24 protein-coding genes and 1 riboswitch are annotated in these 25,836 nt (G+C 57.6%); of the genes, 16 read left to right on the top strand and 8 right to left on the bottom strand.

Annotated features, from left to right (window positions below; all coding sequences use genetic code 11):
• Positions 1 to 4: 4 nt before the first annotated feature.
• From AC1MEE_RS08165 to AC1MEE_RS08120, 10 genes are all read left to right on the top strand, one after another.
• Positions 5 to 856: a methyl-accepting chemotaxis protein gene (locus AC1MEE_RS08165; protein WP_480416180.1), complete on the top strand. Its 852-nt coding sequence runs from the start codon at positions 5 to 7 to the stop codon at positions 854 to 856.
• A gap of 49 nt (positions 857 to 905) precedes the next feature.
• On the top strand, positions 906 to 1,208 hold the full coding sequence (locus tag AC1MEE_RS08160; RefSeq protein WP_480414834.1) for a type II toxin-antitoxin system HigB family toxin: 303 nt from the start codon (positions 906 to 908) through the stop codon (positions 1,206 to 1,208).
• Positions 1,209 to 1,210: 2 nt separating this feature from the next.
• Positions 1,211 to 1,582, top strand: a complete 372-nt coding sequence (locus AC1MEE_RS08155) for a helix-turn-helix domain-containing protein (protein ID WP_480414833.1) — start codon at positions 1,211 to 1,213, stop codon at positions 1,580 to 1,582.
• Positions 1,583 to 1,711: 129 nt separating this feature from the next.
• On the top strand, positions 1,712 to 2,275 hold the full coding sequence (pnuC, locus tag AC1MEE_RS08150; RefSeq protein ID WP_480414832.1) for a nicotinamide riboside transporter PnuC: 564 nt from the start codon (positions 1,712 to 1,714) through the stop codon (positions 2,273 to 2,275).
• Between the two features lie 414 nt (positions 2,276 to 2,689).
• Positions 2,690 to 3,136: a hypothetical protein gene (locus AC1MEE_RS08145; protein ID WP_480414831.1), complete on the top strand. Its 447-nt coding sequence runs from the start codon at positions 2,690 to 2,692 to the stop codon at positions 3,134 to 3,136.
• Positions 3,133 to 3,711, top strand: a complete 579-nt coding sequence (locus AC1MEE_RS08140) for an adhesin (protein ID WP_480414830.1) — start codon at positions 3,133 to 3,135, stop codon at positions 3,709 to 3,711. Before AC1MEE_RS08145 ends, AC1MEE_RS08140 begins: the two co-directional genes overlap by 4 nt.
• Before the next feature lie 56 nt (positions 3,712 to 3,767).
• A complete protein-coding gene (locus AC1MEE_RS08135) occupies positions 3,768 to 4,700 on the top strand; it encodes a heme utilization protein (protein WP_480414829.1) in 933 nt (310 codons plus the stop codon).
• Between the two features lie 105 nt (positions 4,701 to 4,805).
• The gene (locus AC1MEE_RS08130; RefSeq protein ID WP_480414828.1) at positions 4,806 to 5,486 is read left to right on the top strand and encodes a C39 family peptidase; all 681 of its coding nucleotides are present in this window, start codon (positions 4,806 to 4,808) and stop codon (positions 5,484 to 5,486) included.
• Positions 5,487 to 5,513: 27 nt separating this feature from the next.
• The gene (locus tag AC1MEE_RS08125; protein WP_480414827.1) at positions 5,514 to 6,260 is read left to right on the top strand and encodes a hypothetical protein; all 747 of its coding nucleotides are present in this window, start codon (positions 5,514 to 5,516) and stop codon (positions 6,258 to 6,260) included.
• Positions 6,261 to 6,305: 45 nt separating this feature from the next.
• Positions 6,306 to 7,580, top strand: a complete 1,275-nt coding sequence (locus tag AC1MEE_RS08120; protein WP_480414826.1) for a hypothetical protein — start codon at positions 6,306 to 6,308, stop codon at positions 7,578 to 7,580.
• A gap of 88 nt (positions 7,581 to 7,668) precedes the next feature.
• On the opposite strand, the gene AC1MEE_RS08115 is transcribed toward AC1MEE_RS08120, so the two are convergent.
• Positions 7,669 to 8,994: a sigma-54 dependent transcriptional regulator gene (locus AC1MEE_RS08115; RefSeq protein WP_480414825.1), complete on the bottom strand. Its 1,326-nt coding sequence runs from the start codon at positions 8,992 to 8,994 to the stop codon at positions 7,669 to 7,671.
• Between the two features lie 385 nt (positions 8,995 to 9,379).
• Here AC1MEE_RS08115 and AC1MEE_RS08110 point away from each other — a divergent pair, with 385 nt between their 5' ends.
• Complete coding sequence (locus tag AC1MEE_RS08110; protein ID WP_480414824.1) at positions 9,380 to 9,646, top strand: hypothetical protein; 267 nt, start codon at positions 9,380 to 9,382, stop codon at positions 9,644 to 9,646.
• A gap of 30 nt (positions 9,647 to 9,676) precedes the next feature.
• Here the strand turns inward: AC1MEE_RS08110 and AC1MEE_RS08105 are convergent, their stop codons facing one another.
• Genes AC1MEE_RS08105 through cobW form a run of 4 tightly spaced genes read right to left on the bottom strand, consistent with a single transcriptional unit; the run spans position 9,677 to position 16,249 of the window.
• Positions 9,677 to 10,339, bottom strand: a complete 663-nt coding sequence (locus AC1MEE_RS08105; protein WP_480416179.1) for a vWA domain-containing protein — start codon at positions 10,337 to 10,339, stop codon at positions 9,677 to 9,679.
• A gap of 20 nt (positions 10,340 to 10,359) precedes the next feature.
• The gene (locus AC1MEE_RS08100) at positions 10,360 to 11,400 is read right to left on the bottom strand and encodes a magnesium chelatase ATPase subunit I (RefSeq protein ID WP_480414823.1); all 1,041 of its coding nucleotides are present in this window, start codon (positions 11,398 to 11,400) and stop codon (positions 10,360 to 10,362) included.
• A 19-nt stretch (positions 11,401 to 11,419) separates the two neighbouring features.
• On the bottom strand, positions 11,420 to 15,181 hold the full coding sequence (cobN, locus tag AC1MEE_RS08095) for a cobaltochelatase subunit CobN (protein WP_480414822.1): 3,762 nt from the start codon (positions 15,179 to 15,181) through the stop codon (positions 11,420 to 11,422).
• Positions 15,182 to 15,184: 3 nt separating this feature from the next.
• Entirely contained in the window at positions 15,185 to 16,249 is a 1,065-nt protein-coding gene (cobW, locus tag AC1MEE_RS08090; protein WP_480414821.1) for a cobalamin biosynthesis protein CobW, read from the bottom strand.
• Between the two features lie 98 nt (positions 16,250 to 16,347).
• Positions 16,348 to 16,577: riboswitch (cobalamin riboswitch) on the bottom strand.
• Positions 16,578 to 16,680: 103 nt separating this feature from the next.
• Here cobW and AC1MEE_RS08085 point away from each other — a divergent pair.
• The 3 genes from AC1MEE_RS08085 to AC1MEE_RS08075 all read left to right on the top strand — a co-directional run bounded on the left by AC1MEE_RS08085 (position 16,681) and on the right by AC1MEE_RS08075 (position 18,227).
• The gene (locus tag AC1MEE_RS08085; RefSeq protein WP_480414820.1) at positions 16,681 to 17,088 is read left to right on the top strand and encodes a cobalamin biosynthesis protein; all 408 of its coding nucleotides are present in this window, start codon (positions 16,681 to 16,683) and stop codon (positions 17,086 to 17,088) included.
• Positions 17,089 to 17,143: 55 nt separating this feature from the next.
• On the top strand, positions 17,144 to 17,890 hold the full coding sequence (gene cobM / locus AC1MEE_RS08080) for a precorrin-4 C(11)-methyltransferase (protein ID WP_480414819.1): 747 nt from the start codon (positions 17,144 to 17,146) through the stop codon (positions 17,888 to 17,890).
• Between the two features lie 88 nt (positions 17,891 to 17,978).
• On the top strand, positions 17,979 to 18,227 hold the full coding sequence (locus AC1MEE_RS08075; RefSeq protein ID WP_480414818.1) for a DUF1272 domain-containing protein: 249 nt from the start codon (positions 17,979 to 17,981) through the stop codon (positions 18,225 to 18,227).
• Between the two features lie 70 nt (positions 18,228 to 18,297).
• Here AC1MEE_RS08075 and nfuA read toward each other — a convergent pair whose 3' ends face one another.
• Positions 18,298 to 18,891, bottom strand: a complete 594-nt coding sequence (gene nfuA / locus AC1MEE_RS08070; RefSeq protein WP_480414817.1) for a Fe-S biogenesis protein NfuA — start codon at positions 18,889 to 18,891, stop codon at positions 18,298 to 18,300.
• Positions 18,892 to 18,949: 58 nt separating this feature from the next.
• Complete coding sequence (locus AC1MEE_RS08065; protein WP_480414816.1) at positions 18,950 to 19,984, bottom strand: acyltransferase family protein; 1,035 nt, start codon at positions 19,982 to 19,984, stop codon at positions 18,950 to 18,952.
• Positions 19,985 to 20,310: 326 nt separating this feature from the next.
• Between AC1MEE_RS08065 and metH the strand changes: the two genes are divergently transcribed.
• Both metH and AC1MEE_RS08055 read left to right on the top strand, forming a co-directional pair.
• Positions 20,311 to 24,018 carry a methionine synthase gene (gene metH / locus AC1MEE_RS08060; protein WP_480414815.1) on the top strand — a complete coding sequence of 1,236 codons (3,708 nt, stop codon included), beginning with the start codon at positions 20,311 to 20,313 and terminating at the stop codon, positions 24,016 to 24,018.
• 171 nt (positions 24,019 to 24,189) lie between these two features.
• Positions 24,190 to 24,408, top strand: coding sequence for a DUF2970 domain-containing protein (locus AC1MEE_RS08055; RefSeq protein WP_480414814.1), 219 nt, complete (start codon positions 24,190 to 24,192; stop codon positions 24,406 to 24,408).
• Between the two features lie 25 nt (positions 24,409 to 24,433).
• Here AC1MEE_RS08055 and AC1MEE_RS08050 read toward each other — a convergent pair whose 3' ends face one another.
• Complete coding sequence (locus tag AC1MEE_RS08050) at positions 24,434 to 25,519, bottom strand: ABC transporter substrate-binding protein (RefSeq protein ID WP_480414813.1); 1,086 nt, start codon at positions 25,517 to 25,519, stop codon at positions 24,434 to 24,436.
• Positions 25,520 to 25,836 lie beyond the last annotated feature (317 nt).

Genomic DNA, 25,836 nt, shown 5'->3' with positions numbered 1-25,836 from the left:
GAAAATGCAGCGGGTCGTGCGCCAACTACTCGAAGCCGCAGCAGCGCTGGGCCAGGCGTCCACCGAGCTGGGCAACAACGCCAGCCAGGCTCAGGCCCACAGCCAGCAGCAGTCACAACAAATGGAGTTGGTGGCCACCGCAATCAATGAAGTGACCTACGGCGTTCAGGACGTGGCGAAGAACGCCGAACAAGCGGCCAGTGAAATGCGCGACGCTGAAGCCCAGGCCAAGCAAGGTCAGATCAATATCGACAGCAGCCTGCGCCAGATCGATCAACTGTCCAACACCATCACTCAAGCGGTGACCGTTATCCAGACCCTGGCAGCTGAAAGTACGCAAATCGGCAGTGTGCTGGAGGTGATTCGCTCCATCGCCGACCAGACCAACTTACTGGCGTTGAACGCGGCGATCGAAGCAGCCCGCGCCGGTGAACAAGGTCGTGGCTTTGCCGTGGTGGCGGATGAGGTGCGTCTATTGGCCCAACGTACGCAAAAATCGACGGCTGAAATCCAGTCGATGATCGAGCGCCTGCAAGGCCATTCCGATGCAGCGGTCAAAGTGATTGGCGACAGCAGTCACGCCTCGCAATTGACCATTGATCAGGCCAGCCAGGCCGGTGAAAGCCTGAACTCCATCGCCCAGGTCTTGCGCAATCTCAATGGCCTGAACGCCTCGATTGCCAGCGCCACCCTGCAACAGGCCCATGTGGTCGAAGATATCAACCAGAACGTCACCCAGGCCGCCGGCCTGTCGCAAAACACCGCCTATGCCGCAGAACGCTCCAGCGCCGCGAGTGTGCATCTGCGGGAACTCAGCGACCGGTTGAATGGGTTATTGACGCAGTTTCGGGTGTAAGCTTTCGATACTCTTGCGCTAGTCCCGTTTTGGGACTAGCATTCTGCGCATGAGAATAATCGCCATCAGCCAACTGAAAGCTTTTTGGGAGAAATATCCGGACTCCGAACAATCGTTCCTCGCCTGGATCGATGAAGCCAAGAAGGCCGTCTGGACAAATCCTGCTGACATCAAAAACCAGTTTCGCAATGCGAGCATTCTTAAAAGTCGAAGAGTCGTGTTCAATATCAAAGGCAATGACTATCGACTTGTGGTCGCTATCGCTTACCGTTTCGGTGCTCTCTACATTAAATTTGTCGGCACCCATAAGCAGTACGACGCTATCGACGCTGACATTGTAGAAATGGAGTAATTATGAATATTCGTCCCATTCGTACTGACCAGGATTATCGGGAAGCCCTCAAGGACGTGTCTGCTTTGTTCGACAGTGAACCCGAGCCTGGCACTCCGGAAGGTGATCGTTTTGAAGTAATGATCACACTGATCGAAGCTTACGAAGCCAAGCACTTTCCCGTTGATCTACCCAATCCGGTCGATGCCATCAAATTTCGCATGGAACAATCTGGTTTATCGGTCAGTGATCTGGTGCCGGCAATCGGCCAACTGAACCGTGTTTATGAAATTTTAAGCGGGAAACGCACGCTCACGCTTCCGATGATCTGGAAGCTTCACGCTATGTTCGGCATCCCTGCAGAAAGCCTGATCAAGCCCGTCAAGCACGCGTAAAAAACACCGATCGTTTCCCATATTCTGCGTGGGCAACGATCCGTCTCGGCCCACATCCGCTCCCCCACTACCCGCTTATCCACTTACAATCACTCCCCGATTTTCCCCGTCATACCCCAAGGAGTTGCCATGTCCGGGCTTGAACTGTTCGCTGCCGCGATGGGCGTGATCGCCGTCTGGCTGACGGTGAAACAGAACCCCTGGTGTTGGCCAATCGGCTTGGTGATGGTGCTGCTTTATACCTGGGTCTTCTTCGACGTAAAGCTGTACTCGGACATGCTTTTGCAAGTGGTATATGCCGTGCTGCAACTGTATGGCTGGCGGCAATGGACACGACACAGCCAAGTGCAGCAGGGCCGCGTGGTCACGTATCTGGCCACAGGCCCGCTGTTGCTGAGTCTGGCACTGGGTGCGATGGTCAGCGTGACCCTCGGCGCCGCGATGGCTCACTTTACTGATGCCGCGCAACCCTGGCTGGATGCGGCGCTGACGGGGTTCAGCCTGGTGGCCCAAGTGTGGATGGCGCAAAAACGCGTGCAGTGCTGGCCGCTATGGATTGTGCTGGATGTGATTTTCGTCAGCCTTTTCGTCTACAAAGAGCTGTACCTCACGGCGACACTGTATGCGTTGTTTATGCTGATAGCCGTACAAGGCTGGCGCGAATGGCGTAACGATCTGGCTGTGGTCCAATGAAAGTGTTATCAGCGGCGATTGGAACAACCGGCGCGAACGCGTATTGACAGCCGTCAGTCAGCTATTGAGTGCGCAGTAAATTGCGCAATGACAGGTTTCTGTCGCTAAAGTGTCCACTTATGAAACACCCCCCTACCGGGAAAAGGCTGAGCCAGAGAGGTTTGCTGATTTATCGCCCTATCTGTTAAGCCACTGACACAAGTGCCCGGCACGTCAATTATCTGCGTGACCGCACGTACAGCCACTCCTCCATTCAATTGACTCTGTCTCAGCATCGTTACATAGGTGTTGCAATCTTGATCGCCCGCATCCGCAACAACTTGATTCATATAGAAAAATAGAAAGCGGCACAGCTTCTGCTCTCCTTCATGCATCGCTGATTAGGGCCAGTGCATCAAATAAGGAAGAGCAGTCATGGGGAGTTTCAAAAAAGGCATATTGGGTCTTGTGATGATCGGATGCGTCAGCACCGCCTCCATCAGCCTCCCCGTACTTGCCGCTGGCGACGGTGTCATTGTCATTCAGCGAACCGTTCAGCCCCACGTCGCCACCCGCCCGTTGATGCGTCCCGACCCGAACCCCACCACCGTCAATGCCAACGTTTCCAGCCAGGTCACCGGGGCATTGAGTGGTGGCGAGTTGTCAGACGGCGACTTCGCCAGTGTCACCAGCGGCGCAACCATCAATCACTTGTTGATGCCCAGCGGCACCCTGCGCGGTCTGGATTCGGTCGACCGGGGGCTGCCAGGACTGGATGCCGCTCACTCGGGCGGTGCCACCGGCGGCATAGCCGGAACAATCACCAATAGCATCTCCCAGGGCCTGGCACCGCTGCACATGATGACGGGAGAAATGAAATGACTCGCTCACTCCTGCTATTGGCGATGTTCTGCTCCTGCGCGGCGCTGGCCGACTCCAACAGCCCGGTGGTTGATCAAGCCGTCATCGGTAGCTCCGGCCAGAATTATCAAGGCAACGTTTCCGTGAACCAGGCTGCTGGCGATCAACAACAACAAGTCAATGGTCGCGCCATTGCCATCGGTGCTGACGCTCAGGCCACTGGCCAATACCGTCAGCAACTGAATACCCGAGCCGACCCTGCACGAGACTCGCGGTCAGCCATCGAAGGCAACGCATTCAGCAATGGCAGCGGGATTCTGGGGGTCAACCAGTCATCCGGCGCCAATAACCAACAAATCAACGCAGTGCGCCTGGGCAACAGTGTCCAGCCGCAAAGCATAGACGACAGCGCCCTCTCACAGCAAAACGTGGCGCTGTTGCAAGGCTCCGGCACAACGGGACATTCCCCTGGCAATCGCCAGGTCGCTACCAGCGACCAGGCCTTCACCGGTAGTCGTGGGGTCGTTCAGTTAAACCAGAGCGCCGGGGTGGGAAACCAATCGGTCAACACCCTGAGCGTACGGGTCTCGAATTGACCCGAAGCGGTACAACGTTCCAACACTTAACTATCTAATAAGAATGGAGAAACACCATGAAACCTACAATGGCAATCAAGCCTCTGGTCTTCGCACTGGCAGCGATCATGGCTGTAGCGGCACACTCGGAAGGACGCGGTGATAAAGACCGCCACGACCATGATCCTAGCCCTGTGGTCGCTGCAGGCTCTATTGCAGCGGTAATTGATGCACAAAACAGCTACGGCAACTCGACCCTCAACCAAGGCACTCAAGACTCTGCCAAGGTCGATGCCTCGGGCTCCAACTCCAACGGCAACCTGGGGATCAACGCCGCGGCCGGCAGCGCTAACCAACAGGACAACGCTGCAGCCATCGCAACTGCCGATCAAGCTTTCATTTTCGGTAGTGCTGCCGCTGTCACCAGTGCAACCCAGAACAATAACAATAACGCGACTAACAACTGGGGCAGCCACACCACCTCCACCCTCAGCAACTCGGCCAATACCAGTTCCGGCAACATTGGTATAAACGTGACCTCTGGCGACTACAACCAACAGAAAAACAACCTGGCAATCGCGGTGTCTGGCGGTCACGTGGCCGGAGCCGGGGCTACTGCCAATCAAACCTCCAACAACACCACCGTCAACAACTATGCTGACCGTACCTACACCACCACCACCCTCAAATCCACCATTGCTGTAACCGGCAGCTACAAAGGTACAGGTACAGGTACCGTTGCTGACAATGACAACCGTGGTGATCGCGACGACCGTAATAACACTAACAAACTAGCCTTCACCGAAAGCGGCAATGTGGTGTTGAGTGGCGTAGCGACCTGGCAGGTGATGACCCCAAGTGGTTGGGCAAACCCTGTGATGAACAGCGCTACCCTCAGCAACTCCCTGAACAATGTGTCGGGCAATGTCGGCGCCAACGTTTCGGCGGGTACTGGCAACCAACAAAGCAACTCGCTGGCCATCGCCGCAGGCTGCAAAACCTGCATGTAAGTGCGACGGTAATCAGGGGCTCTCGCAAGAGAGCCCCATTTTCCAAGCCGTGTTGGAAGTATTACTTTGCTGACGTGGCCCTCAAAAGGCTAAGGCGTAAAGACCATGCGTAGTACCGCCCTGTTCTGCCTATTGTTGATTGCCGGTCTGACACAAGCCGGCCAAATGGCGATCCCCGGTTTGCCGGGCTCAAACCTGGTCTACAAGCACGTCCAGAGCATGCGCGAACGGCGCTTTAGTGACCTGGTGGAGCAAAAGACCGATTTCAGCTGTGGCGCTGCCGCGCTGGCCACCGTGTTGCGTCAGGCCTACTGGCTGGACGTCACTGAAGACCAGCTCATCGAAGGCATGCTCCTCACCGCGAACCAGGACCTTGTGCGCACACAGGGGTTCTCCATGCTCGATATGAAACGCTACGTGGAAAGCATCGGCATGCGTGCCCGAGGCTACCGCATTCCTGCGGAAAGTCTGGACCGCCTGACCATTCCGGTCGTGGTGCTGATGGAAATTCGCGGCTACAAGCATTTCGTCGTGCTGCAAAAAACCCAAAAGGATTGGGTGTACATCGGAGATCCAGTGCTCGGCCACAAACGCTACTCGCGTGAGGACTTCGTCAAAGGCTGGAACGGCATTATTTTCGCGGTGATCGGCCCAGGGTACGACAAACGCAACGCCCTGCTCGATCCGCCAGCGCCATTAACAGCCAAAGGTCGCGTCGATGCATTCAGCCCAGTCAAGGATGCAGAGCTGATGGAGTTTGGCTTTTTGCAAAGTGACTTCTTCTAATAATAAAGTGGCACCGGGAGCCCGAACATGAAAATTCATTACTGGCTAGCCGCCGCTTGCCTGGCCGCTAGTCTGCCGACGCATGCCACGTCGGTGTTCAAACCGATCGAACTCAAGGATCAAGAACTGTCCCAATTGCGCGGCCGCTATGTGATGCCGGGGGGTATCGTCTATTTCGGCATGTCCATGACAAGCACTTGGCAAAATGCCGCGGGCGATGTCCTGGGTGCAAAAACGACGCTGCAAATTCAACAGAACACGATCAAACCTCAATTCTATGTCTCGCTCATCAATCAGAAAGGCAATGGTTCGACGCCCACTAACGGCAACGGTTCAATCACCGGTGGCGCGGGCCTCAATACTGTTCAGGGGGTCACGCAAAGCACACGCACGGCCGGCGATGGCAACAGCGCCTACAACAACGTTGATATCAACGTCCAACAAAACGGCCAGGCACCTGCTCTGGCGGCCAATCAGGGTCAGGCCCTGAGCAGCGGTTCGACGATCAGCGGGTCCAACGCAGCTGGCAATCTGTCAGTCTCGTCCGTCAATGGTGGCGTGCAGTTGGCCATTCAAGCCAATAACAACCAGGGCAACGCCATGCAGCTTATTGCTTCGGGCGGAGTGATGCAGGCTGTCAACCTGATCGGTGCAGGAAATCAAGTTCAAAACTTGACACAATTGAATGTTGTGCTAAGAAACGACCTGCCCTCCGCGGGTGTGCTGAATACCAATCTGGATCAGCTAAAGAGTCTCCGATCGGTAGGATATTGATCTACGCTCTGTCTCATAACACAGCTAACACGGATGGTTCTCGATATGTCTCGATCGTTCTCGTTTCGCACAGTTCTGTGTTTTAGTGCGCTGTTGCCAACGACGCTTATTCAGGCTGCAACAGATGTTGATATCGAGACACTGAAACAAGAACTTGTGGAATTAAAACAACGCTATGAAGTGCAACAAAAAGCACTGATGGTGCTTGAACAACGGGTTCGTCAGGTCGAAGACCAGCCGGCGACGCCTCAGCCCAAACGACTGGTGCGTTCACCGGCTAGTACTGTCGCCGCCGCGAGCAACGCCGCAGGCTCGAACTCAGGCAGCTCTTACGGCCAGTCACTCAAAGATGATTCGCAACCGGCACAAAGCGTAACCAACCTGTATGACGAGGCCAGCGGATTTTTCGGCGGAGGCAAGTTCAGCCTGGAAACCGGCCTCACCTACACCCACTACGACACTCACCAGTTGATCCTCAACGGTTTTCTGGCGCTGGACTCGATTTTCCTGGGCAATATCGGCGTCGACCAGATCAAGTCCGACAACTGGACCCTGGATTTGACCGGACGCTACAACTTGAATCAGCGTTGGCAGTTTGATGTCAACGTGCCCGTTATCTACCGGGACACCACTTACTCTTCGGCCGGGGCCGGTAACTCGACGAGCGCCATCTCCGAGGTCGATGTCAAACGCGACCCGACCCTGGGCGATGTCAACTTCGGGGTCGCTTATAAATTCCTCGATGAAACCGCCAACTCACCGGATGCGATCTTTACCCTGCGACTCAAGACGCCTACCGGCAAAAACCCCTACGGTATCAAGCTGGTAAAATCCAGTCAGAACGACAATCTGTTTACGCCTGAAAGCCTGCCGACCGGCAACGGCGTATGGTCCATTACACCTGGCCTCTCACTGATCAAGACCATCGACCCTGCCGTGCTGTTCGGCAGCATCGCTTATACCTACAACATGCAAGAGTCATACAGCGATATCAGCCCTACTCAAGGCGTCACAGTCCCCGGCAAAGTCAAATTGGGCGACACGTTCCAGATCGGCGCCGGTATCGCCTTCGCCTTGAACGAGAAGATGAGTATGTCGTTTTCGGTGTCTGATCTGATCGCGATGAAAAGCAAGATCAATCAAGACGATGGCACGGGCTGGCAAACGGTCGCCAACAGCGATGCCAATGCGGGGTACTTCAACGTTGGCATGACCCTCGCCGTATCAGACAAACTGACCATCGTGCCCAACCTTTCCATTGGCCTGACCAACGATGCACCGGACTTCACCTTCAGCTTGAAATTCCCGTATTACTTCTGATTCCTCAACTCACCGTTGCCCCAAAGCAAAGCCCGCGATGATCGCGGGCTTTGCTTTGGGGCAATTAGCGTTAGCCTAAATAACCAACTTAGCGAATTTGATGCTTGTGCAGCAGCCGGTAGAAAGTCGGCCGCGACACCCCCAGTACTTTGGCGGCGACGCTCAGGTTATCACTGTGTCGATTCAACACATCAGACAACGCCTGACGCTCGGCACGGGATTTGTAGTCATCGAGGGTGCCCATGGGGGTGCTGATTTCCTGCTGACCGACCAACCCCAGGTCAACCGCTTCGATTTGCCGCCCTTCGGCCAGCACCAGGCCACGGCGTACCCGGTTAGCCAACTCGCGGACGTTACCCGGCCAGTCATGCTTGCCCATGGCAACCAGCGCATCCTGGCTGAAGTTGCGCGGACGACGACCTGTTTCCTGACTGTAAAAGTGCGCAAAGTGATTGGCCAGCATTGCCAGATCACCGTGCCGTTCACGCAATGGCGCGGTGCCTACTTGCAAGACATTCAGGCGGTAATACAGATCCTCGCGAAACCGCCCTTGACCAATGGCCGCCTCGAGGTCGACATGGGTGGCCGCCAGCACACGAACGTCGACGGCAATCAGCTCACGCCCGCCAACTCGTTCAATGTGTTTCTCCTGAAGAAACCGCAGCAGATTGGCTTGCAATTCCAGTGGCAGATCGCCGATTTCATCAAGGAACAACGTACCGCCGTTGGCGGCTTCGATCCGTCCGATCTTGCGCTGATGAGCCCCCGTGAAGGCACCTTTCTCATGGCCGAATAACTCGGACTGAATCAGATGCTCAGGAATGGCACCGCAATTGATCGCGATAAACGGCTTGCCTTTGCGCTGTGACTGCTGGTGCAACGTGCGCGCCACCAGCTCTTTGCCCGTGCCGCTCTCGCCCCGGATCAATACCGGCGATTCAGTGGGCGCCAGCTTGCTCAATAATCTGCGTAATTCGCGAATGGGTCGGCTTTCACCCAATAGCTCGTGTTCGACTTCACGGACATGGACCGTGCCCTGACCGCGCAGACGCGCCATGCCGTAAGCCCGGCCGAGAGTAACTTGCACGCGGGAAACATCGAATGGCAAGGTATGGAAGTCGAAAAACCACTCACAGACAAAATCACCAAACTTTTGCAGGCGCAAATCATCGGGGCTAAGCACCGCAATCCATTCGGTATTGCTACGGGTGATCAACTCCTTGACCGCTTCGGGGTGTTGAACGTGATAAGGCATCAGGCGAAGCAAACCGACGTCACAGGTACGTTCAGCGGCCGACTCCAGAGTGCTGCTGTCCACATCCCAACCCGCTTCGCGCAGGACGGGAATCAAGCGATGACAGTCGTCGCAAGGATCAACAACCAGCAGGCGACGTAATGGAGCCGATTCATGCATAGCGATTCCTTGGCGCCAGTTATTTAGAAGTCTTTTTAGAATTCTTTTTAGAAACAGCAAGTTGGCTAACCCGGTTGTAACATTAGCAAAAATTTGACACACCCTTGTACCGTTTAACTATAAGCGTCATGCCAAAAAGTGCTGACAGTGGCACTCGGGATTGGTTCAACGTTGCAACTTACTAATTATGCACCTTGGTTCTACTCTACGGCGTGCCCGGAGATACGGGGTTGTCAGCGATTGGCGTCGCCACAGAAAAATTATTAAATATTTTACACAGTGTTGTGACTTACCCCCCCTCTTGTGTCATCAGTACTAGTAACCAGCCGAACGGTAAGCCCCCCCGTCGGTGATTCAACTTACTTGGGCACGGAGAGGAACACCCATGAACGCCCCACTGCGCTTTAACGAAGCACTTTTGATCGTCGGCCACGCTTTTGAACCTTTTCAATGCGTCGCCTGGGCTCCGCAGGACGGTAACGGCGAACTCAGCCTGAGCGTCATCGACCGCACCAATACCCGTATCGGACACAAGCAAATCCCGAGCAGCGCTTATCGCGACCCGGCGCAGCTGGAAAGTCTGTTGGAGCAGGCCCGGGCAGAAATCAGCCGGGAAGGTTACAGCCTCAAGCCCTGGACCATGCCTGCATAAAGCCCGACACAATATGGCCTGATACGGCCGTCACCACTGACGGCCGACAGGTTTGACAGGCAACGAGTCAATATGGCAATACTCAGCCCCCAGCGCTGAAGCCAATTGCACTGCTCGCCCCAAGCGAATCGGACCCTGTTCGATATCAATCAACAAGCTTGGGCAATCAAGCTCCGCCAAGACAGGCAAATCCTTCACACGGCCATCGGTCAACAGCAGCAGACGTTGCTGTTCAGTGGGATGACGTTTTTTCCGCAAAATCAGCCAGTACATAGCTTGCTCAAGGGCTGCGAGTAACGGCGTGCCGCCACCCGCGCCCAATGCGTTTAGCCAGGGTTGCAGTGCGGCCGACGCTTTGAGGCCTTGGTGTTGCCAGCACGGTGTATGGCCGCTGGCGGTGAGCAATGCCAGGCGAACGCGCTGACGATAGGCATCATCGAACAGCTGGCTCAATAAACCTTTGGCCTGGCTCAAAGCTTGATGGCGCCGGGTCGAGGCCGATGCGTCGACAATCACCAGCCACAGCTCCTGAGGACGACTGCTGCGCGGCCTGCGGATCAGGTCTTTGCGCGCTTTCGGTCGTCCGCGCAACAGGGTCGGCAACCAACAGATGGCACCGTCGGCAACGGCCCGTGTGGCCCCGGTTCTGCCGCCACTGAGTCTGCCTGGTCGGGGCGTGGCATCCGCCCCCAGTGTCGAACGAGGGCGGATGCCTAGGGCTTTTTTGGCCAGCTCGGCACTTCTCGACGAATGCCGGAAGGCATTGCTTGCGCGGGCAATTCGCCCCAACTGCCCTGCCCGCCGTTCTGGCTCTCATGTTGTTCAGCTGCTTTTGTACTGGCTGTATTGGCGGACGGGGTCCGATCCGGAGCCTGCGGCGGCGAAGCTTCCGCGCGTGGAGTCTCGTTACGGCGACGATGGCGCAGGGCAAACTCGGCGACCGCATCGATATCCTCGGTCACGATCTCCCCAGCACCGCGCCAGGCCGCATGGGCTCGCGCGGCACGCAACCAGACCAGATCCGCACGCATGCCATCCACCCCGGCGGCAAAACAGCGCTCGGTGATTTGTCCAAGCGCCTGGTCATCCAAAGCGATGCTCGGCAGCCGCGCCCGCGCTTGTTCGCAGCGCTGTTTCAATGCTTCCTGCTGTGTCGCCCATTGCTCACAGAACGCCACGGGGTCGGCATCGAAATCCAGTCGTCGGCGAATGATTTGCCCGCGTTCGGCCGGGGCGGTTTGCCCACTCAAGACCACGTTCAAACCAAAGCGATCGAGCAGTTGCGGGCGCAACTCACCCTCTTCCGGATTCATGGTGCCAATCAACACGAAACGCGCCGGGTGCCGATGGGAGATGCCATCGCGCTCCACAACGTTGACTCCGCTGGCGGCGACATCGAGCAGCAGGTCGACCAGATGATCGGCCAATAGATTGACCTCATCGACATACAACACCCCGCCATCGGCCTTGGCCAGCACGCCAGGGGAAAATTGCGCCCGACCTTCACTCAGTGCGGCGTCCAGATCCAGTGTCCCGACCAGACGCTCTTCGGTCGCGCCCAGCGGTAACGTGACGAATTGCCCACTGGCCAGCAAATCGGCCAGACCGCGGGCGAGGGTCGATTTGGCCATGCCCCGCGGGCCTTCGATCAACACTCCGCCGATCTTCGGATCGATGGCCGTCAGGCACAGCGCCAGCTTCAGCTCATCGGCAGCCACTACCGCAGCCAACGGGAAATGCGGGATATCGCTCATGCTCGTCTCTCAACAGTCATCAATTTTCTTCTATATCCAGCAACAGGTTTTCCAGCGCCTGGCGATACTCGCCCGGTTCTTGCCAAAGCCCCCGCTGCTGAGCTTCAAGCATGCGCTCGGTCATATCGCGCAAGGCATCAGGGTTGTGCTGCTCAATGAACTCGCGAGTCGATGGATCAAGCAGATAAGCATCGGCCAGCAGCGCGTATTGATGATCATCGATCAATTGGGTGGTGGCATCGAAGGCGAACAGGAAATCCACGGTTGCAGCCATTTCGAATGCGCCTTTGTAGCCGTGGCGTTTGACCCCCTCGATCCACTTCGGGTTGGCCGCGCGCGCGCGTACGACCCGATTCAATTCTTCTTTGAGGGTACGAATTTTTGGCAAGTCCGGCTGACTGTTATCGCCATGATAGCTGGCGGCTTTGTTTCCGCTGAGGCTCTCCACGGCAGCAAGCATGCCACCCTGAAATTGGTAATAGTCGTTGGAATCGAGCAAGTCATGCTCGCGGTTGTCCTGATTCTGCAACACTGCCTGAACCTGAGTCAGCCGCTGAGCAAAACGGTCCCGCGCCGGGGTGCCTTCATCGGCCCCTCCATACGCGTAACCACCCCAGTTCAGATAGACCTCAGCCAGGTCGTCACGGCTTTGCCACAGGCGTCCATCGATCGCGCCTTGCACGCCCGCGCCATACGCACCCGGCTTGGCACCAAAGATCCGCCAGCCCGCCTGACGTGCTGCATCGTCGGCACTCAAACCATTGCGTTCAAACTGCTGACGCTCTTCACGCACCTTGGCCGCCAGCGGGTTGAGGTCATCTGGCTCATCAAGGGCGGCCACCGCTTGTACCGCCGCGTCGAACAACCGAATCAGGTTGGCGAACGCATCCCGGAAAAACCCCGAGACACGCAACGTCACATCGACCCGAGGCCGGTCGAGCAGGCTCAGGGGCAGGATTTCAAAATCATCGACCCGTTGACTGCCCGTGGCCCAGACCGGACGTACGCCCATCAGGGCCATGGCCTGGGCAATATCATCGCCACCGGTGCGCATGGTGGCAGTACCCCAGACGGACAGACCGAGTTGACGCAGGTGATCGCCATGATCCTGCAAGTGCCGCTCCAGCAGCAGGTTCGCGGATTGAAAACCGATGCGCCAAGCGGTGGTGGTCGGCAGATTGCGCACGTCCACTGAAAAGAAATTACGCCCGGTAGGCAGTACATCCAGACGACCACGACTGGGGGCTCCGCTGGGTCCTGCCGGGACGAATCGACCGTTCAAAGCGTCAAGCAAACCCTGCATTTCTGCGGGACCGCAAGCGTCCAGACGTGGCGCGACAACTTCGCTCAGACTCTGAAGAATAAGCGTTAACTCATTGTTTTCAGTCAACTCACGGATTGGAGTTTGCGCCAGGACCTGCTCGATCAACCACGCCGCATACAGTTCCAGTCGCTCGCGCGCATCGCCCGCCGTGCGCCAGGGTTCCTCACTGACGTCGAGCAATACCGTCGGACGCGGACCGCTCCAAGGGTCAGACAACACGCAATCCAAAGGATCGAAATTCAGTTCGAAGGCTTTGCTGAGGGCACGCAACAGACTCGATTGGGCGCCACGACCATCGCCCCGGGGAATCCGCAGCAGCGCAAGCAAGGTGTCGATGCGCAGACGGCCGCAGGGCGATTCGCCGAAGATATGCAGGCCATCGCGGATCTGAGATTCCTTCAGGTCACACAGGTAGGTATCCAGACGTGGCAACCAAAGCGCGGCATCACCATCGCCGAGCTGTTCGTCCAATTGCAGTTCGCGATCGATTCGGGTTTCACGCACCAGCTTGAGGATGTCCCGTTGCAGTTCGCCAGCGCGGCGCGGGTCGAGCAATTGCGCTTCGTAATATTCGTCGGCGAGCACCTCCAGATCGCGCAGCGGGCCGTAGGTCTCGGCACGGGTCAGCGGCGGCATCAGGTGGTCGATGATCACTGCCTGGGTGCGGCGCTTGGCTTGGGCGCCCTCACCCGGATCGTTGACAATAAACGGATAGATGTTCGGCATCGCGCCCAACACCGCGTCCGGCCAGCAGCTTTCCGACAAGCCGACACCTTTTCCCGGCAGCCATTCGAGGTTGCCGTGCTTGCCCACATGCACTACGGCATGGGCACCGTAGGCCTTGCGCAACCAGAAGTAGAACGCCAGATAACCATGGGGCGGCACCAGATCCGGGTCGTGATAGACCGCGCTGGCGTCCACCTGATACCCCCGTGCCGGCTGAATGCCGACGAAAGTCAGGCCAAAACGCAGCCCGGCGACCATCATCCGCCCGGAGCGAAACATCGGATCGACCTGCGGCTCGCCCCAACGCGCGATCACTGCCTCGCGATTGGTCGGCGGCAAGTCATTGAACGCGGCCAGATACTCGTCCAGCCCCATGCTTTGCTGGCACGGGCGCAGGTCGATGTTGTCCAGATCATTGGTCACCCCGCCGAGCAGCGCATGAATCAGCGCAGTGCCACTCTCGGGCAAGGGCGCCAATGGATAACCCTCGGCGTGCAAGGCCCGCAGAATATTCAGCGCAGCGGCAGGGGTATCCAGACCTACGCCGTTACCGATGCGGCCATCGCGGGTGGGGTAATTGGCGAGGATCAGCGCGACACGCTTTTGCTGATTGGGCAGGCGCGCCAGGTCGATCCAGCGTCGCGCCAGTTCGGCGACAAAGTCCATGCGCTCGGGTTGAGCGCGATAACAGACCACATCGGACTGGCTGCGCTCACTGTGCCAGGCCAGGTCCTTGAAGCTGATGGGCCTGCTGATAATGCGCCCGTCCAGTTCTGGCAAGGCGATGTGCATCGCCAGATCCCGTGGGCCCAGCCCTTGCTCGCTGGCGCGCCAGGCCGGCTCGTTATCTTGGGCGCAAATCGCCTGAATCACCGGGACATTGCGCCGGAATGGCCGCAAATGGGGCGCTTCCGGGCTGGACTGTGCAAAGCCGGTGGTATTCAGGATGAGTTCGGCCTGGACGTGATCGAGCAGGTCTTCCACCACCGTCAAACAGCCCGGTTCTTTCAGGCTGGCGACCGCGATGGGTAAAGGATTCAAACCCTGAGCCTGCAAACGGGCGCAGAACACATCAACAAAACCGGTGTTGGCCGCTTGCAGGTGGGATCGGTAGAACAACAACACCACAACAGGCTGAGTGGCCTGCCACTCAGCCTGCCAGTCATTCAGTTCGGCATTGGCCTTGTGCGGATGGTAGATCGCGGTCCTCGGCAAGGTCTGCGGCTCAGCCCAGGGATAATCGCGACCCAGCCAACGACTCGCCAGACACCGATACAACTCAAGGGCATTGTGCATGCCGCCCTGGCGCAGGAAATGCCAAAGCCGCTCGCCCTCTTCAGCCGCCACGCTGCTCAAGCCGCTCAGTTCCGGATCCGGCCGATCATCGCCCGGCACCAGAATCAGTTGCACACCACGCCCGGCCAGCTCCACCAGCCGCTCGACGCCATAACGCCAATAACCAATGCCGCCATGCAGGGAGATCAGGATCACCTTGGCATGCCGCAGCACCTGATCGACATACAGATCCACCGAAGCATGGTTCTGCACTTGCATCGGGTTGGCCAGACGCAGGCTGGGGTAATCCTCAGGCAACTGTTGCGCTGCCTCGGCCAGCAACGCCAAGTGTGAATCGCCGCTACAGAGAATCACCAACTCGGCGGGGGTTTGCCCCAAATCAGCGATGCTGTCGTCAGGTACAAAACCGCCGGGCTGCGTTCTCAGTAAGTGCATGGGTCAGCCGGCAATCGCTGCGCGCAGTTGGGCTTCAAGCAGACCGGCGTCGAGTTCCTGACCAATCAATACCAGATGGGTCGCCCGCTCTTCATCGGCACGCCAGGCGCGGTCGAAATGCTTGTCGAAACGCGTGCCCACGCCCTGGATCAGCAAACGCATTGGTTTGCCAGGGATGGCCGCGAAACCCTTGACCCGCAAAATACCGTGCTGCACCACCAATTGCGTCAGGGCGTCGAGCAGCAGGCTTTCGTCGGTCTGAGGCAGTTTGATCGAGATTGAATCGAACGCGTCATGATCATGGTCGTCATGGTCATCGCCTTCGTGATGGTCATGGTGCGTACGACGGCTGTCGATGTGCTGCTCGGACTCGGCACCCAGACCCAGCAACACGTTGATCGGCAAGCGACCGCTGCTGGCTTCGATCACTTTGACCGCAGGTGGCAACTCTTCCGAGACTTCAGCGCGGACCGCAGCCAGACCGGCGGCGTCCATCATGTCGGCTTTATTGAGGATGACCAGATCGGCGCTCGCCAATTGATCGGCAAACAGCTCGTGCAACGGTGATTCATGGTCCAGGTTCGGGTCGAGCTTGCGCTGTGCATCGACTTGATCCGGAAACGCGGCGAAGGTGCCGGCCAATACAGCCGGGCTGTCGACCACGGTAATCACCGCATCCACCGTGCAGGCGTTGCGAATTTCCGGCCACTGAAAGGCTTGCACCAAGGGTTTTGGCAGTGCCAGACCGGAGGTTTCGATCAGGATGTGATCCAGATCACCACGACGGGCGACCAATTCGCGCATCACCGGGAAGAACTCTTCCTGGACGGTGCAGCACAAACAGCCGTTGGCCAGCTCATACACGCGGCCGTTGGCTTCTTCTTCAGTGCAGCCGATGGTGCATTGCTTGAGGATCTCGCCGTCGATGCCCAGCTCGCCGAACTCGTTGACGATCACCGCAATCCGCCGCCCTTCGGCGTTGTCGAGCATGTGCCGCAGCAAGGTGGTTTTGCCCGAACCGAGGAAGCCGGTAACGATAGTGACGGGAAGTTTGGCCAGTGTTTTCATCGGATGCCCTTTGGCAAAGCGGCGGGCAAACAGGACGATAACCACGCAGCACATGTACGCGGATCAATTCGCCACCGGATCACCCCGCCCGGTTGTAGTGAGAATCTGGTTACGAGGCAGGTCTCCTGGCTTACGGTGGCGTGTCGACAGCCTATAAAGACAGTGTCCGACACACACTCATCGCGCCTTCCCGCGGCTCACAGATGGGAGCTGGCAGTGGCTGTGCAATGAACATGACCGTTTACAGTTGCGGGGGCAGCCGCGGCATCGACCGCGTTCCCTTCTTAGCTCCGGCCAATGCCGGAGAACCTCGAAAGCGCAAGGCTACGCAGTGACCCGATAGAGGTCAATGACCAGGGCGTGTTCGATTGACGCCCGGCGCTTTGCCATGGTCTCCTGTCGCCCTTTGCCGACACCAAGAGGGAACCGCCATGTCGACGATCCTCGTAGTCGGTCTCGGCTGCCAACGTGGCTGCCCTGCAAGCCTGTTGTTTGAACTGATTGAACAGAGCTTGCAGACTCACGGCCTGGCGATTGAAGCCATCACAGCCCTCGCCTCCATCGACCAAAAACGCGCTGAACCGGGCTTGCTCGCGCTGGCGGAGCAGTTGGGCCTGCCGTTGGTGTTTTTCAGTGCGGCCCAGCTAACTGCTTTCGAAACGCAACTCAGCCATCGTTCAAACATCGCATTTGCCCATACCGGCTGTTACGGCGTGGCTGAAAGCTGTGCATTGGCATTGTCGCAACAGCTGAGCAATCGTCCCGGCGAATTACTGGTCAGCCGACAGAAAAACCCACAGGCCACATTTGCCTTGGCCGGCGACGCACCGAATCGTTGATAATCCGGCGGCCCCACTTCCTTGCAAAAGCCCATCGCTAGATTCTGGAGAACCCATGACCGTCTTTTTTATCGGCGCAGGCCCCGGCGACCCCGAACTGATCACGGTCAAAGGTCAGCGCTTGATCCGCAGCTGCCCGGTGATCATCTATGCCGGCTCGCTGGTACCGGCTGCTGTGCTGGAAGGGCATCAGGCCGAACAGGTGGTCAATAGCGCCGAGTTGCACCTCGAACAAATCATTGCCTTGATGAAATCGGCTCATGAACAAGGTCAGGATGTCGCGCGGGTGCACTCCGGCGATCCCAGTCTGTACGGTGCGATTGGTGAGCAGATTCGTTACCTGCGCGAGCTGGCTATACCCTTCGAAATCATCCCCGGCGTCACCGCCACGGCCGCCTGCGCTGCGCTGTTGGGCACCGAGCTGACCCTGCCGGATATCTCCCAGAGCGTGATCCTGACCCGCTACGCCGATAAAACGTCGATGCCGGCCGGTGAGGAACTAGCCAGTCTGGCGCAACATCGGGCAACCATGGCGATTCATCTGGGGGTCAACAATCTGCACAAAATCGTCGCTGAATTAGTCCCGCATTACGGCGCCGACTGCCCGATTGCTGTGGTCCACCGCGCCAGTTGGCCGGATCAGGACTGGGTAACGGGGACCCTGGCCGACATTCAAGAGAAGGTTCAGGCCAAGGGGTTTCGCCGCACCGCGCTGATTCTGGTGGGCCGGGTATTGGCCAATGACCAGTTCACCGAGTCTTCGCTGTATCGGGCCGGACATGCGCATCTATTCCGACCCTGATTGCCAAGGACCGAGGGTGTTTGGCATTGTTGGCAACACGTGTCAGCCCCGGTCTCCCTAAAAACACCTGCAAACGAGGTCACCCCCCATGCTTGAACTTCGCCCGAACTGTGAATGCTGCGACCGCGACCTGCCTGGCGACAGCCTTGAAGCCTTGATCTGCTCCTTCGAGTGCACGTTCTGCCGCGATTGCGCGCAAAGCAAACTGAGCGGTCGCTGCCCTAACTGCTCAGGGCAACTCCTGCCGCGTCCGGCTCGCACCGGCGCTGCGCTGAGCAAGAACCCTGCTTCAAGCCATCGCGTGCTCAATCCTGCCGGGTGCGCCAAGGCCAGTTAAACCGGCCGCACCGGCAAAAAAAGCCCCGAACCAGTCGGGGCAATTTTTTATTCGTTAGATCGAAAGCGCCTTAGTAGTAAGCGTTCTCTTTTTGCGAGTGGTCGGTCACGTCACGTACACCCTTAAGCTCGGGGATACGTTCGAGCAAGGTACGCTCAATCCCTTCCTTCAAGGTCAGGTCGGCCTGACCACAACCTTGGCAACCGCCACCGAACTGCAGAACCGCAATATTTTCGTCGTTCTCTTCGACCACATCGATCAGTGTGACCTGACCGCCATGGCTGGCCAGCCCCGGATTGATCTCGGTTTGCAGGTAATAGTTGATGCGCTCGTTGATCGGGCTGTTGGCATTGACCATAGGTACTTTGGCGTTTGGCGCCTTGATGGTCAGCTGGCCGCCCATGCGATCAGTGGCGTAATCGACAACAGCATCATCCAGAAAGGCTTCGCTGAAGGAATCGATCCAGGCAGTGAAGCTTTTCAGGCCGATAGCCTTGTCTTCAGGCTTTTCTTCACCCGGCTTGCAATAAGCAATGCAGGTTTCAGCGTACTGGGTGCCAGGCTGGGTAATAAACACGCGGATGCCGATGCCCGGAGTGTTCTGCTTTTCAAGCAGATCGGCCAGATAGTCGTGGGCGGCATCGGTAATAGTAATAGCGGTCATGAAAATTCCTCGCAGACGTGGGCGCAGTTTACGCCAATCATCAGCGACGTACAAAGTCCTAGTAATTATGTCGGGAAAGAGCCACCGCCTCGCCCGCGTCCCGCCGCTTGTCCAGCCAGCCTTTAAGGTGGCGATAAAGCCCTTTTTCGATCCATTCGTAGCTGCCCCAGGCACCCAGGCCGATCAACGGCACGCAAACCGCAAACACCGCGTAAGGGTTGAGCCCATAGCGCTCGGACGCCAGCCACCCGCCATACAGCACCAATACGTGCAGCAAATATACCGAGTAGGAACAGTCGCCCAGCGCCTTGAGTAATCGGTTGCCCTCGAAATAGGGCTCCAGCGAGATGCACGCGACAACAATCACTGCACTGGGCATGCCCCAGTTCCAGAATCGATCTGAAGGCGTGAGGTGATAGAGGGTGACCAAGGCACCGGAAATCGCCAGCAGCGGCAGCCATAGCCCATGAACGATCCAGCCGCGGCGGTAGATCACGCCGATGCCGATGCCCAGCAGGAACTCATAAACGATGTCGTTGCGATAAAAATGGCTGATCAAACCGTAGCGGGTCAGCACTTCACTGACGGCAAATAGCGCGGTTGCGACAATCAACGGACGGTGGCGCTGATGAACCAGGAACACCAGCGAGAACAATAGATAGAAGAGCATCTCGTAATTCAGCGTCCAACCCACATTCAGCGTCGGATACATGCCGTAACCGCCGGGATTTTCCGAAGGAATGAACAACAGGGAAAGAATGAAATGCTGCCAGTCGATCGCAGCATGGGGCATCAGCGGTCGGGCGACGACGATCAGCAGCCCCATGGCCGCCGTGTAGACCCAATACGCCGGAACGATACGGATGATGCGATTAATCATGAAGCGACCGATCGGCATGTCTTTGTCTTGAGTCGACAGGTAAATCACCAGCCCACTGATCACGAAGAAAATGTCGACCCCTACCGCCCCCTTGTCGACGAAGAACTGCCCCACGGGGCCTTTGGCATGAAAATCAAAGAAGATCTGCATGAAGTGGTGACATACAACGACCCACGCGGCGAGTGCCCGCAGGGCTTGAACCGAAATCAACATCCGCAACTCACCTGTTTTTAAATCACAATCAAGGACCCCGAATAAATCGCTATCTCAGGACGTCTTGATACGTCGGACCGTGATAAGGGCGAAAAGGTTGCTATGGATTGATGACTGGTAGATGGCTGCGGGCCATGTTCTGTCGAGGCTTGATCGTTCCCACCCCTCCACGCGGGCACGAACTGCTATTAGATATTCTCGTACCGATTCATATCCAACACCCTCGGCAACATGAGCGATATTCATGCAAAAGCCCGACTCTCACTAAAAGCGCGCAGGTTTGCTATTATCTCGGACCTTCTGTATCAGCCTTTTCAGGTAGTCCTATGTCCGACCGCAGCGCTCGCCTTCACGCTCTCCAGCAAGCCCTCAAAGAGCGCATTCTGATTCTCGATGGCGGCATGGGTACTATGATCCAGAGCTATCGCCTGGAGGAACAGGACTACCGTGGCAAACGCTTCGCCGACTGGCCAAGCGATGTCAAAGGCAACAACGACTTGTTGATTCTCAGTCGTCCAGACGTGATTGGTGCCATCGAAAAGGCCTATCTGGATGCCGGTGCCGACATCCTCGAAACCAACACCTTCAACGCCACCCAGGTTTCCCAGGCCGATTACGGCATGGAAGAACTGGTCTACGAATTGAACGTAGAGGGCGCGCGCCTCGCCCGTAAGGTCGCCGACGCAAAAACCCTGGAAACGCCGGATAAACCACGCTTCGTGGCCGGCGTCCTCGGCCCGACCAGCCGCACCTGCTCGCTGTCGCCGGACGTGAACAACCCTGGCTACCGCAACGTGACCTTCGATCAACTGGTGGAAAACTACACCGAAGCCACACGCGGGCTGATCGAAGGCGGCGCCGATCTGATCCTGATCGAAACGATTTTCGACACCCTCAACGCCAAGGCGGCGATCTTCGCCGTGCAGGGCGTGTTCGAAGAAGTCGGCTTTGAATTGCCGATCATGATTTCCGGGACCATCACCGATGCCTCCGGACGCACGCTGTCCGGGCAGACCACGGAAGCGTTCTGGAACTCGGTGAGCCATGCCAAACCGATCTCGGTGGGTTTGAACTGCGCACTGGGTGCAGCCGATTTGCGCCCGTACCTGGAAGAGCTGTCGGACAAGGCTGGCACCTATATTTCAGCGCACCCGAACGCTGGCTTGCCCAACGCCTTTGGTGAATACGACGAAGAACCGAACCAGACCGCTGCGATCATCGAAGAATTTGCCCAGAGCGGCTTCCTTAATATCGTCGGTGGTTGCTGCGGCACTACCCCTGCGCACATCAAGGCCATCGCCAACGCGGTGAGCAAGTACCCGCCGCGGGTGATCCCGGATATTCCAAAAGCCTGCCGCCTGTCGGGCCTGGAACCCTTCACCATCGATCGCAGCTCGCTGTTCATCAACGTCGGCGAACGCACCAACATCACCGGTTCCGCGCGCTTCGCCCGGTTGATCCGTGAAGACAACTACACCGAAGCCCTCGAAGTCGCCTTGCAGCAGGTCGAAGCCGGCGCTCAGGTGATCGACATCAACATGGACGAGGGCATGCTCGATTCGAAGAAGGCCATGGTGACCTTCCTCAATCTGATTGCTGGCGAGCCGGACATCTCGCGCGTCCCGATCATGATCGACTCCTCCAAGTGGGAAGTGATCGAAGCCGGCCTCAAGTGCATTCAGGGCAAGGGCATCGTCAACTCGATCAGCATGAAGGAAGGCGTCGAGCAGTTCATCCATCACGCCAAACTGTGCAAGCGCTATGGCGCCGCCGTGGTGGTGATGGCGTTCGATGAAGACGGCCAGGCGGATACCGAAAAGCGCAAGAGAGAAATCTGCAAGCGCTCCTACGACATCCTGGTCAACGAAGTCGGCTTCCCGCCGGAAGACATCATCTTCGACCCAAACATCTTCGCCATCGCCACGGGTATCGAGGAGCACAACAACTACGCGGTCGATTTCATCAACGCCTGTGCCTATATTCGCGACCACCTGCCCCACGCCCTGACCTCGGGTGGCGTATCCAACGTGTCGTTCTCGTTCCGTGGCAACAATCCGGTGCGTGAGGCGATTCACTCGGTGTTCCTGCTGTATGCGATCCGCAACGGCTTGAGCATGGGTATCGTCAACGCAGGACAACTGGAGATCTACGACCAGATCCCGGCTGAGCTGCGCGACATCGTCGAAGACGTGGTCCTCAACCGTAACCCGCACGCCACCGATGCCTTGTTGGCCATTGCCGACAAGTACAAGGGTGACGGCAGCGTCAAGGAAGCGGAAACCGAAGAGTGGCGTGGCTGGGACGTCAACAAGCGCCTGGAACACGCGCTGGTCAAAGGCATCACTACGCATATCGTTGAAGATACTGAAGAGTCGCGGCAATCGTTCGCCCGCCCGATCGAAGTGATCGAAGGCCCGCTGATGTCCGGCATGAACATCGTCGGCGACCTGTTTGGCTCGGGGAAAATGTTCCTGCCGCAGGTGGTGAAATCGGCTCGGGTGATGAAACAGGCCGTGGCCCACTTGATCCCGTTCATCGAACTGGAGAAAGGCGACAAACCGGAAGCCAAGGGCAAAATCCTCATGGCCACGGTCAAGGGCGACGTGCATGACATCGGCAAGAATATTGTCGGCGTGGTGCTGGGTTGCAACGGTTACGACATCGTCGACCTGGGCGTCATGGTGCCGGCAGAGAAAATCCTGCAGGTCGCCAAGGAGCAGAAGTGCGACATCATCGGCCTGTCCGGGTTGATCACGCCATCACTCGATGAAATGGTGCATGTCGCCCGGGAAATGCAGCGCCAGGGCTTTAGCCTGCCGCTGATGATCGGCGGCGCGACCACCTCCAAGGCCCACACGGCGGTAAAGATCGAACCCAAGTACAGCAATGACGCGGTGATCTATGTCACCGATGCGTCCCGCGCCGTCGGCGTGGCCACACAATTGCTGTCCAAGGAACTGAAACCGGCATTCATCGAGAAAACCCGGCTCGAATACATCGAGGTGCGTGAGCGCACCGCCGCGCGCAGCTCACGCACCGAGCGGTTGAGCTACGGCGCGGCGTTGGCCAAAAAACCGCAGTTCGACTGGGCCAACTATCAACCCGTCAAACCCACCTTCACCGGCGTCAAGGTGCTGGAAAATATCGACCTGAATGTACTGGCCGAATACATCGACTGGACACCCTTCTTCATCTCCTGGGATCTGGCGGGCAAATACCCGCGCATCCTCACCGATGAAGTCGTGGGTGAAGCGGCGACCTCGCTGTTTGCCGATGCTCAGGACATCCTGCACAAGCTGATCGACGAAAAGCTGATCAGCGCCCGGGCGGTGTTTGGCTTCTGGCCTGCCAATCAGGTCGACGACGATGATCTGCAGCTCTATGGCAACGACGGTCAACCCTTGGCCAAATTGCATCATTTGCGTCAGCAGATCATCAAGACCGACGGCAAGCCGAACTTCTCCCTGGCGGACTTCGTCGCCCCCAAGGACAGCGGTGTGACCGATTACGTGGGTGGTTTCATCACCACCGCCGGCATCGGCGCTGAAGAAGTGTCCAAGGCCTATCAGGACAAAGGCGACGACTACAACGCGATCATGGTCAAAGCCCTGGCCGACCGCCTGGCCGAAGCCTGCGCCGAGTGGTTACACCAGCAGGTGCGGAAAAACTACTGGGGTTATGCCAAGGACGAACAGTTAGCCAACGAGGATTTGATCAAGGAACAATACAGCGGCATCCGTCCTGCGCCGGGTTACCCAGCCTGCCCGGATCACACCGAGAAAGGCACCTTGTTCGACTTGCTGGACCGCGCTGAAGACGGGCAATCCGGCCAGAGCGGCGTCACCCTGACCGAGCACTACGCCATGTTCCCGGCGGCATCGGTAAGTGGCTGGTATTTCGCTCACCCTCAGGCGCAATACTTTGCCGTAGGCAAGGTCGACAAGGACCAGGTCGAAAGCTATACCGCGCGCAAAGGCCAGGACCTGAGCGTGTCTGAACGCTGGCTGGGGCCGAACCTGGGTTATGACAACTGAGTATTGCCTCGACTGAGCTTTAAGGAAGCGGCCTGCCTGGGCCGTTTCGTTTTTCAGTGAATGTTGATCGGCGGCTTGAACAACTCAAAGCCAGCGCCTGGCGGCATATTCCCCTGATTTGACTATCCTCCAGTGAGTTTCTTCTACTTCGAAGCGAATTCGCGAGGGTGTATGGACGATTCATCCGACAACAAGCCGCCGACTTTCTGGCAAATGTTGCTGAGCGTAATGGCAGCGGCGTTTGGCGTGCAAAGCGGGAAAAATCGCGCACGGGATTTTACCCACGGCAAACCCAGTCATTTTGTGATTATAGGGGTGCTGTTCACGGCGGTTTTCGCTCTGACCCTGTTTGGCATCGTGCAACTGGTGCTGCACTTTGCCGTGGGTTAAACCCAGGCCAACGTTGTACCGCGACTCAAGGCAGTATGCTTTTCAGGGAGAACCGGTAATGCGTCGGCGCGGTTTTTCCAGCAAGGCTGAATGTGCGGAAATCGACGCCATAGTTATCATCGCGACTAGCCTTAAGCAGACGCTCGGCATCGTGTGGTTCGATAAGCTGCAACACGCGCAACTGGTGTTCACCAAGGTATTTCCGATCCTGTTTCTTAGTCACGTCATAGTCGTGCAGCATCACCATGGCCCAGCCACCCACTGTGAAGTGCCCGCCAACCAGAACGCTCAAACTTCCATCCAGTCGCGCCTGCAAAGCGGGCGTCGAACAATTCAACCCGCTGAATAACACGTCCTTGCCCGGCTGGCCGCCTCTTTCGCGCAGCGCAGCCATGGCACCAAACGCCATTTCATCATTGGCGGACCATACCAGGCTCGTTTGTGGATAGCGCTTGAACAACTGCCGGGCCTGCTCTTGCGCCCGCTCTCGCTCCCAACCAGCCTGCACGAGCTGACGCAGACGTACTTCAGGATGCTCAGCCAAGGCGCGGTGCAGGCCCAGTTCACGGAGCTGCGCGGCGGGTGTGGTTGTCGCGCCGGAGAACGCCAGCATGTCGATGCTCTGGCCAGCGGCAACTTTCGGGTGTTGGCGAATCAGCTCCTTGGCCATCAGATACCCGCCCTCCTCGTCATTGCTCACCAGACTCCCGATCAAGTTCGGAAAGCGGCTGCGTACATCGCCGAGCATCTTGATCTGATCAGAGGTGAGGGTATTGTTGACCGCAAACAGCTTGACCCCGATGCCTTGAGACAGACGGAGGATTTCCGGGGCGGCATACCGTTCGTTGACGAACACCAGATAGTCAGGCTTGTTTGGGCCGATCAAGGCATCGCGCGCCTGACTCAGCATGATTCGAGGATCGCGCTCGGCATAACGCACTTGCAGCGTCATGCCCAGGTCGTTGGCGGCCGCCTGCATGAACGCGGAGTAACTGACCCAGAACGTTTCAGTCGACAAGCCCGGGTTGAGGAAAACCACCGTCGCCGCCTGAGCCGCCGTTAGCCAGAAGCAGCTCAACGCCAACAAGCATCTACAAAAAGGCTTAAACATCTTTACGTGAGCCCGAAAAAAGTCAGGCAGTATACCTGCCTGACTGCTGGCTCTTTGAAACCGTTTAGCGCGTTGTCCGACAATCATGCCGGACAGGCGCAGGTTGATTGCGTTATTGGTGGCTCACCCAGAATACGGCCGTCGATACGACCAGGATGATAATGAAGAAAATGGCCCAGGCATCTACGCTGCTATCGGTTTTCGCTGCTTTGACAGGGTTGCTCATTGCATCGCCTCTTTTCAGTTTTTGTCGGTGAGTGCACATGAAGCGTGACCACTGCTCTGACATCAGATTGCCGCGATCACGCCCACAGTAA

It is taken from the genome of Pseudomonas sp. ASL3, assembly GCF_056680425.1.
The sequence above is the reverse complement of the archived record's forward strand: the minus strand, read 5'-3'. Positions and strand labels throughout refer to the sequence as shown.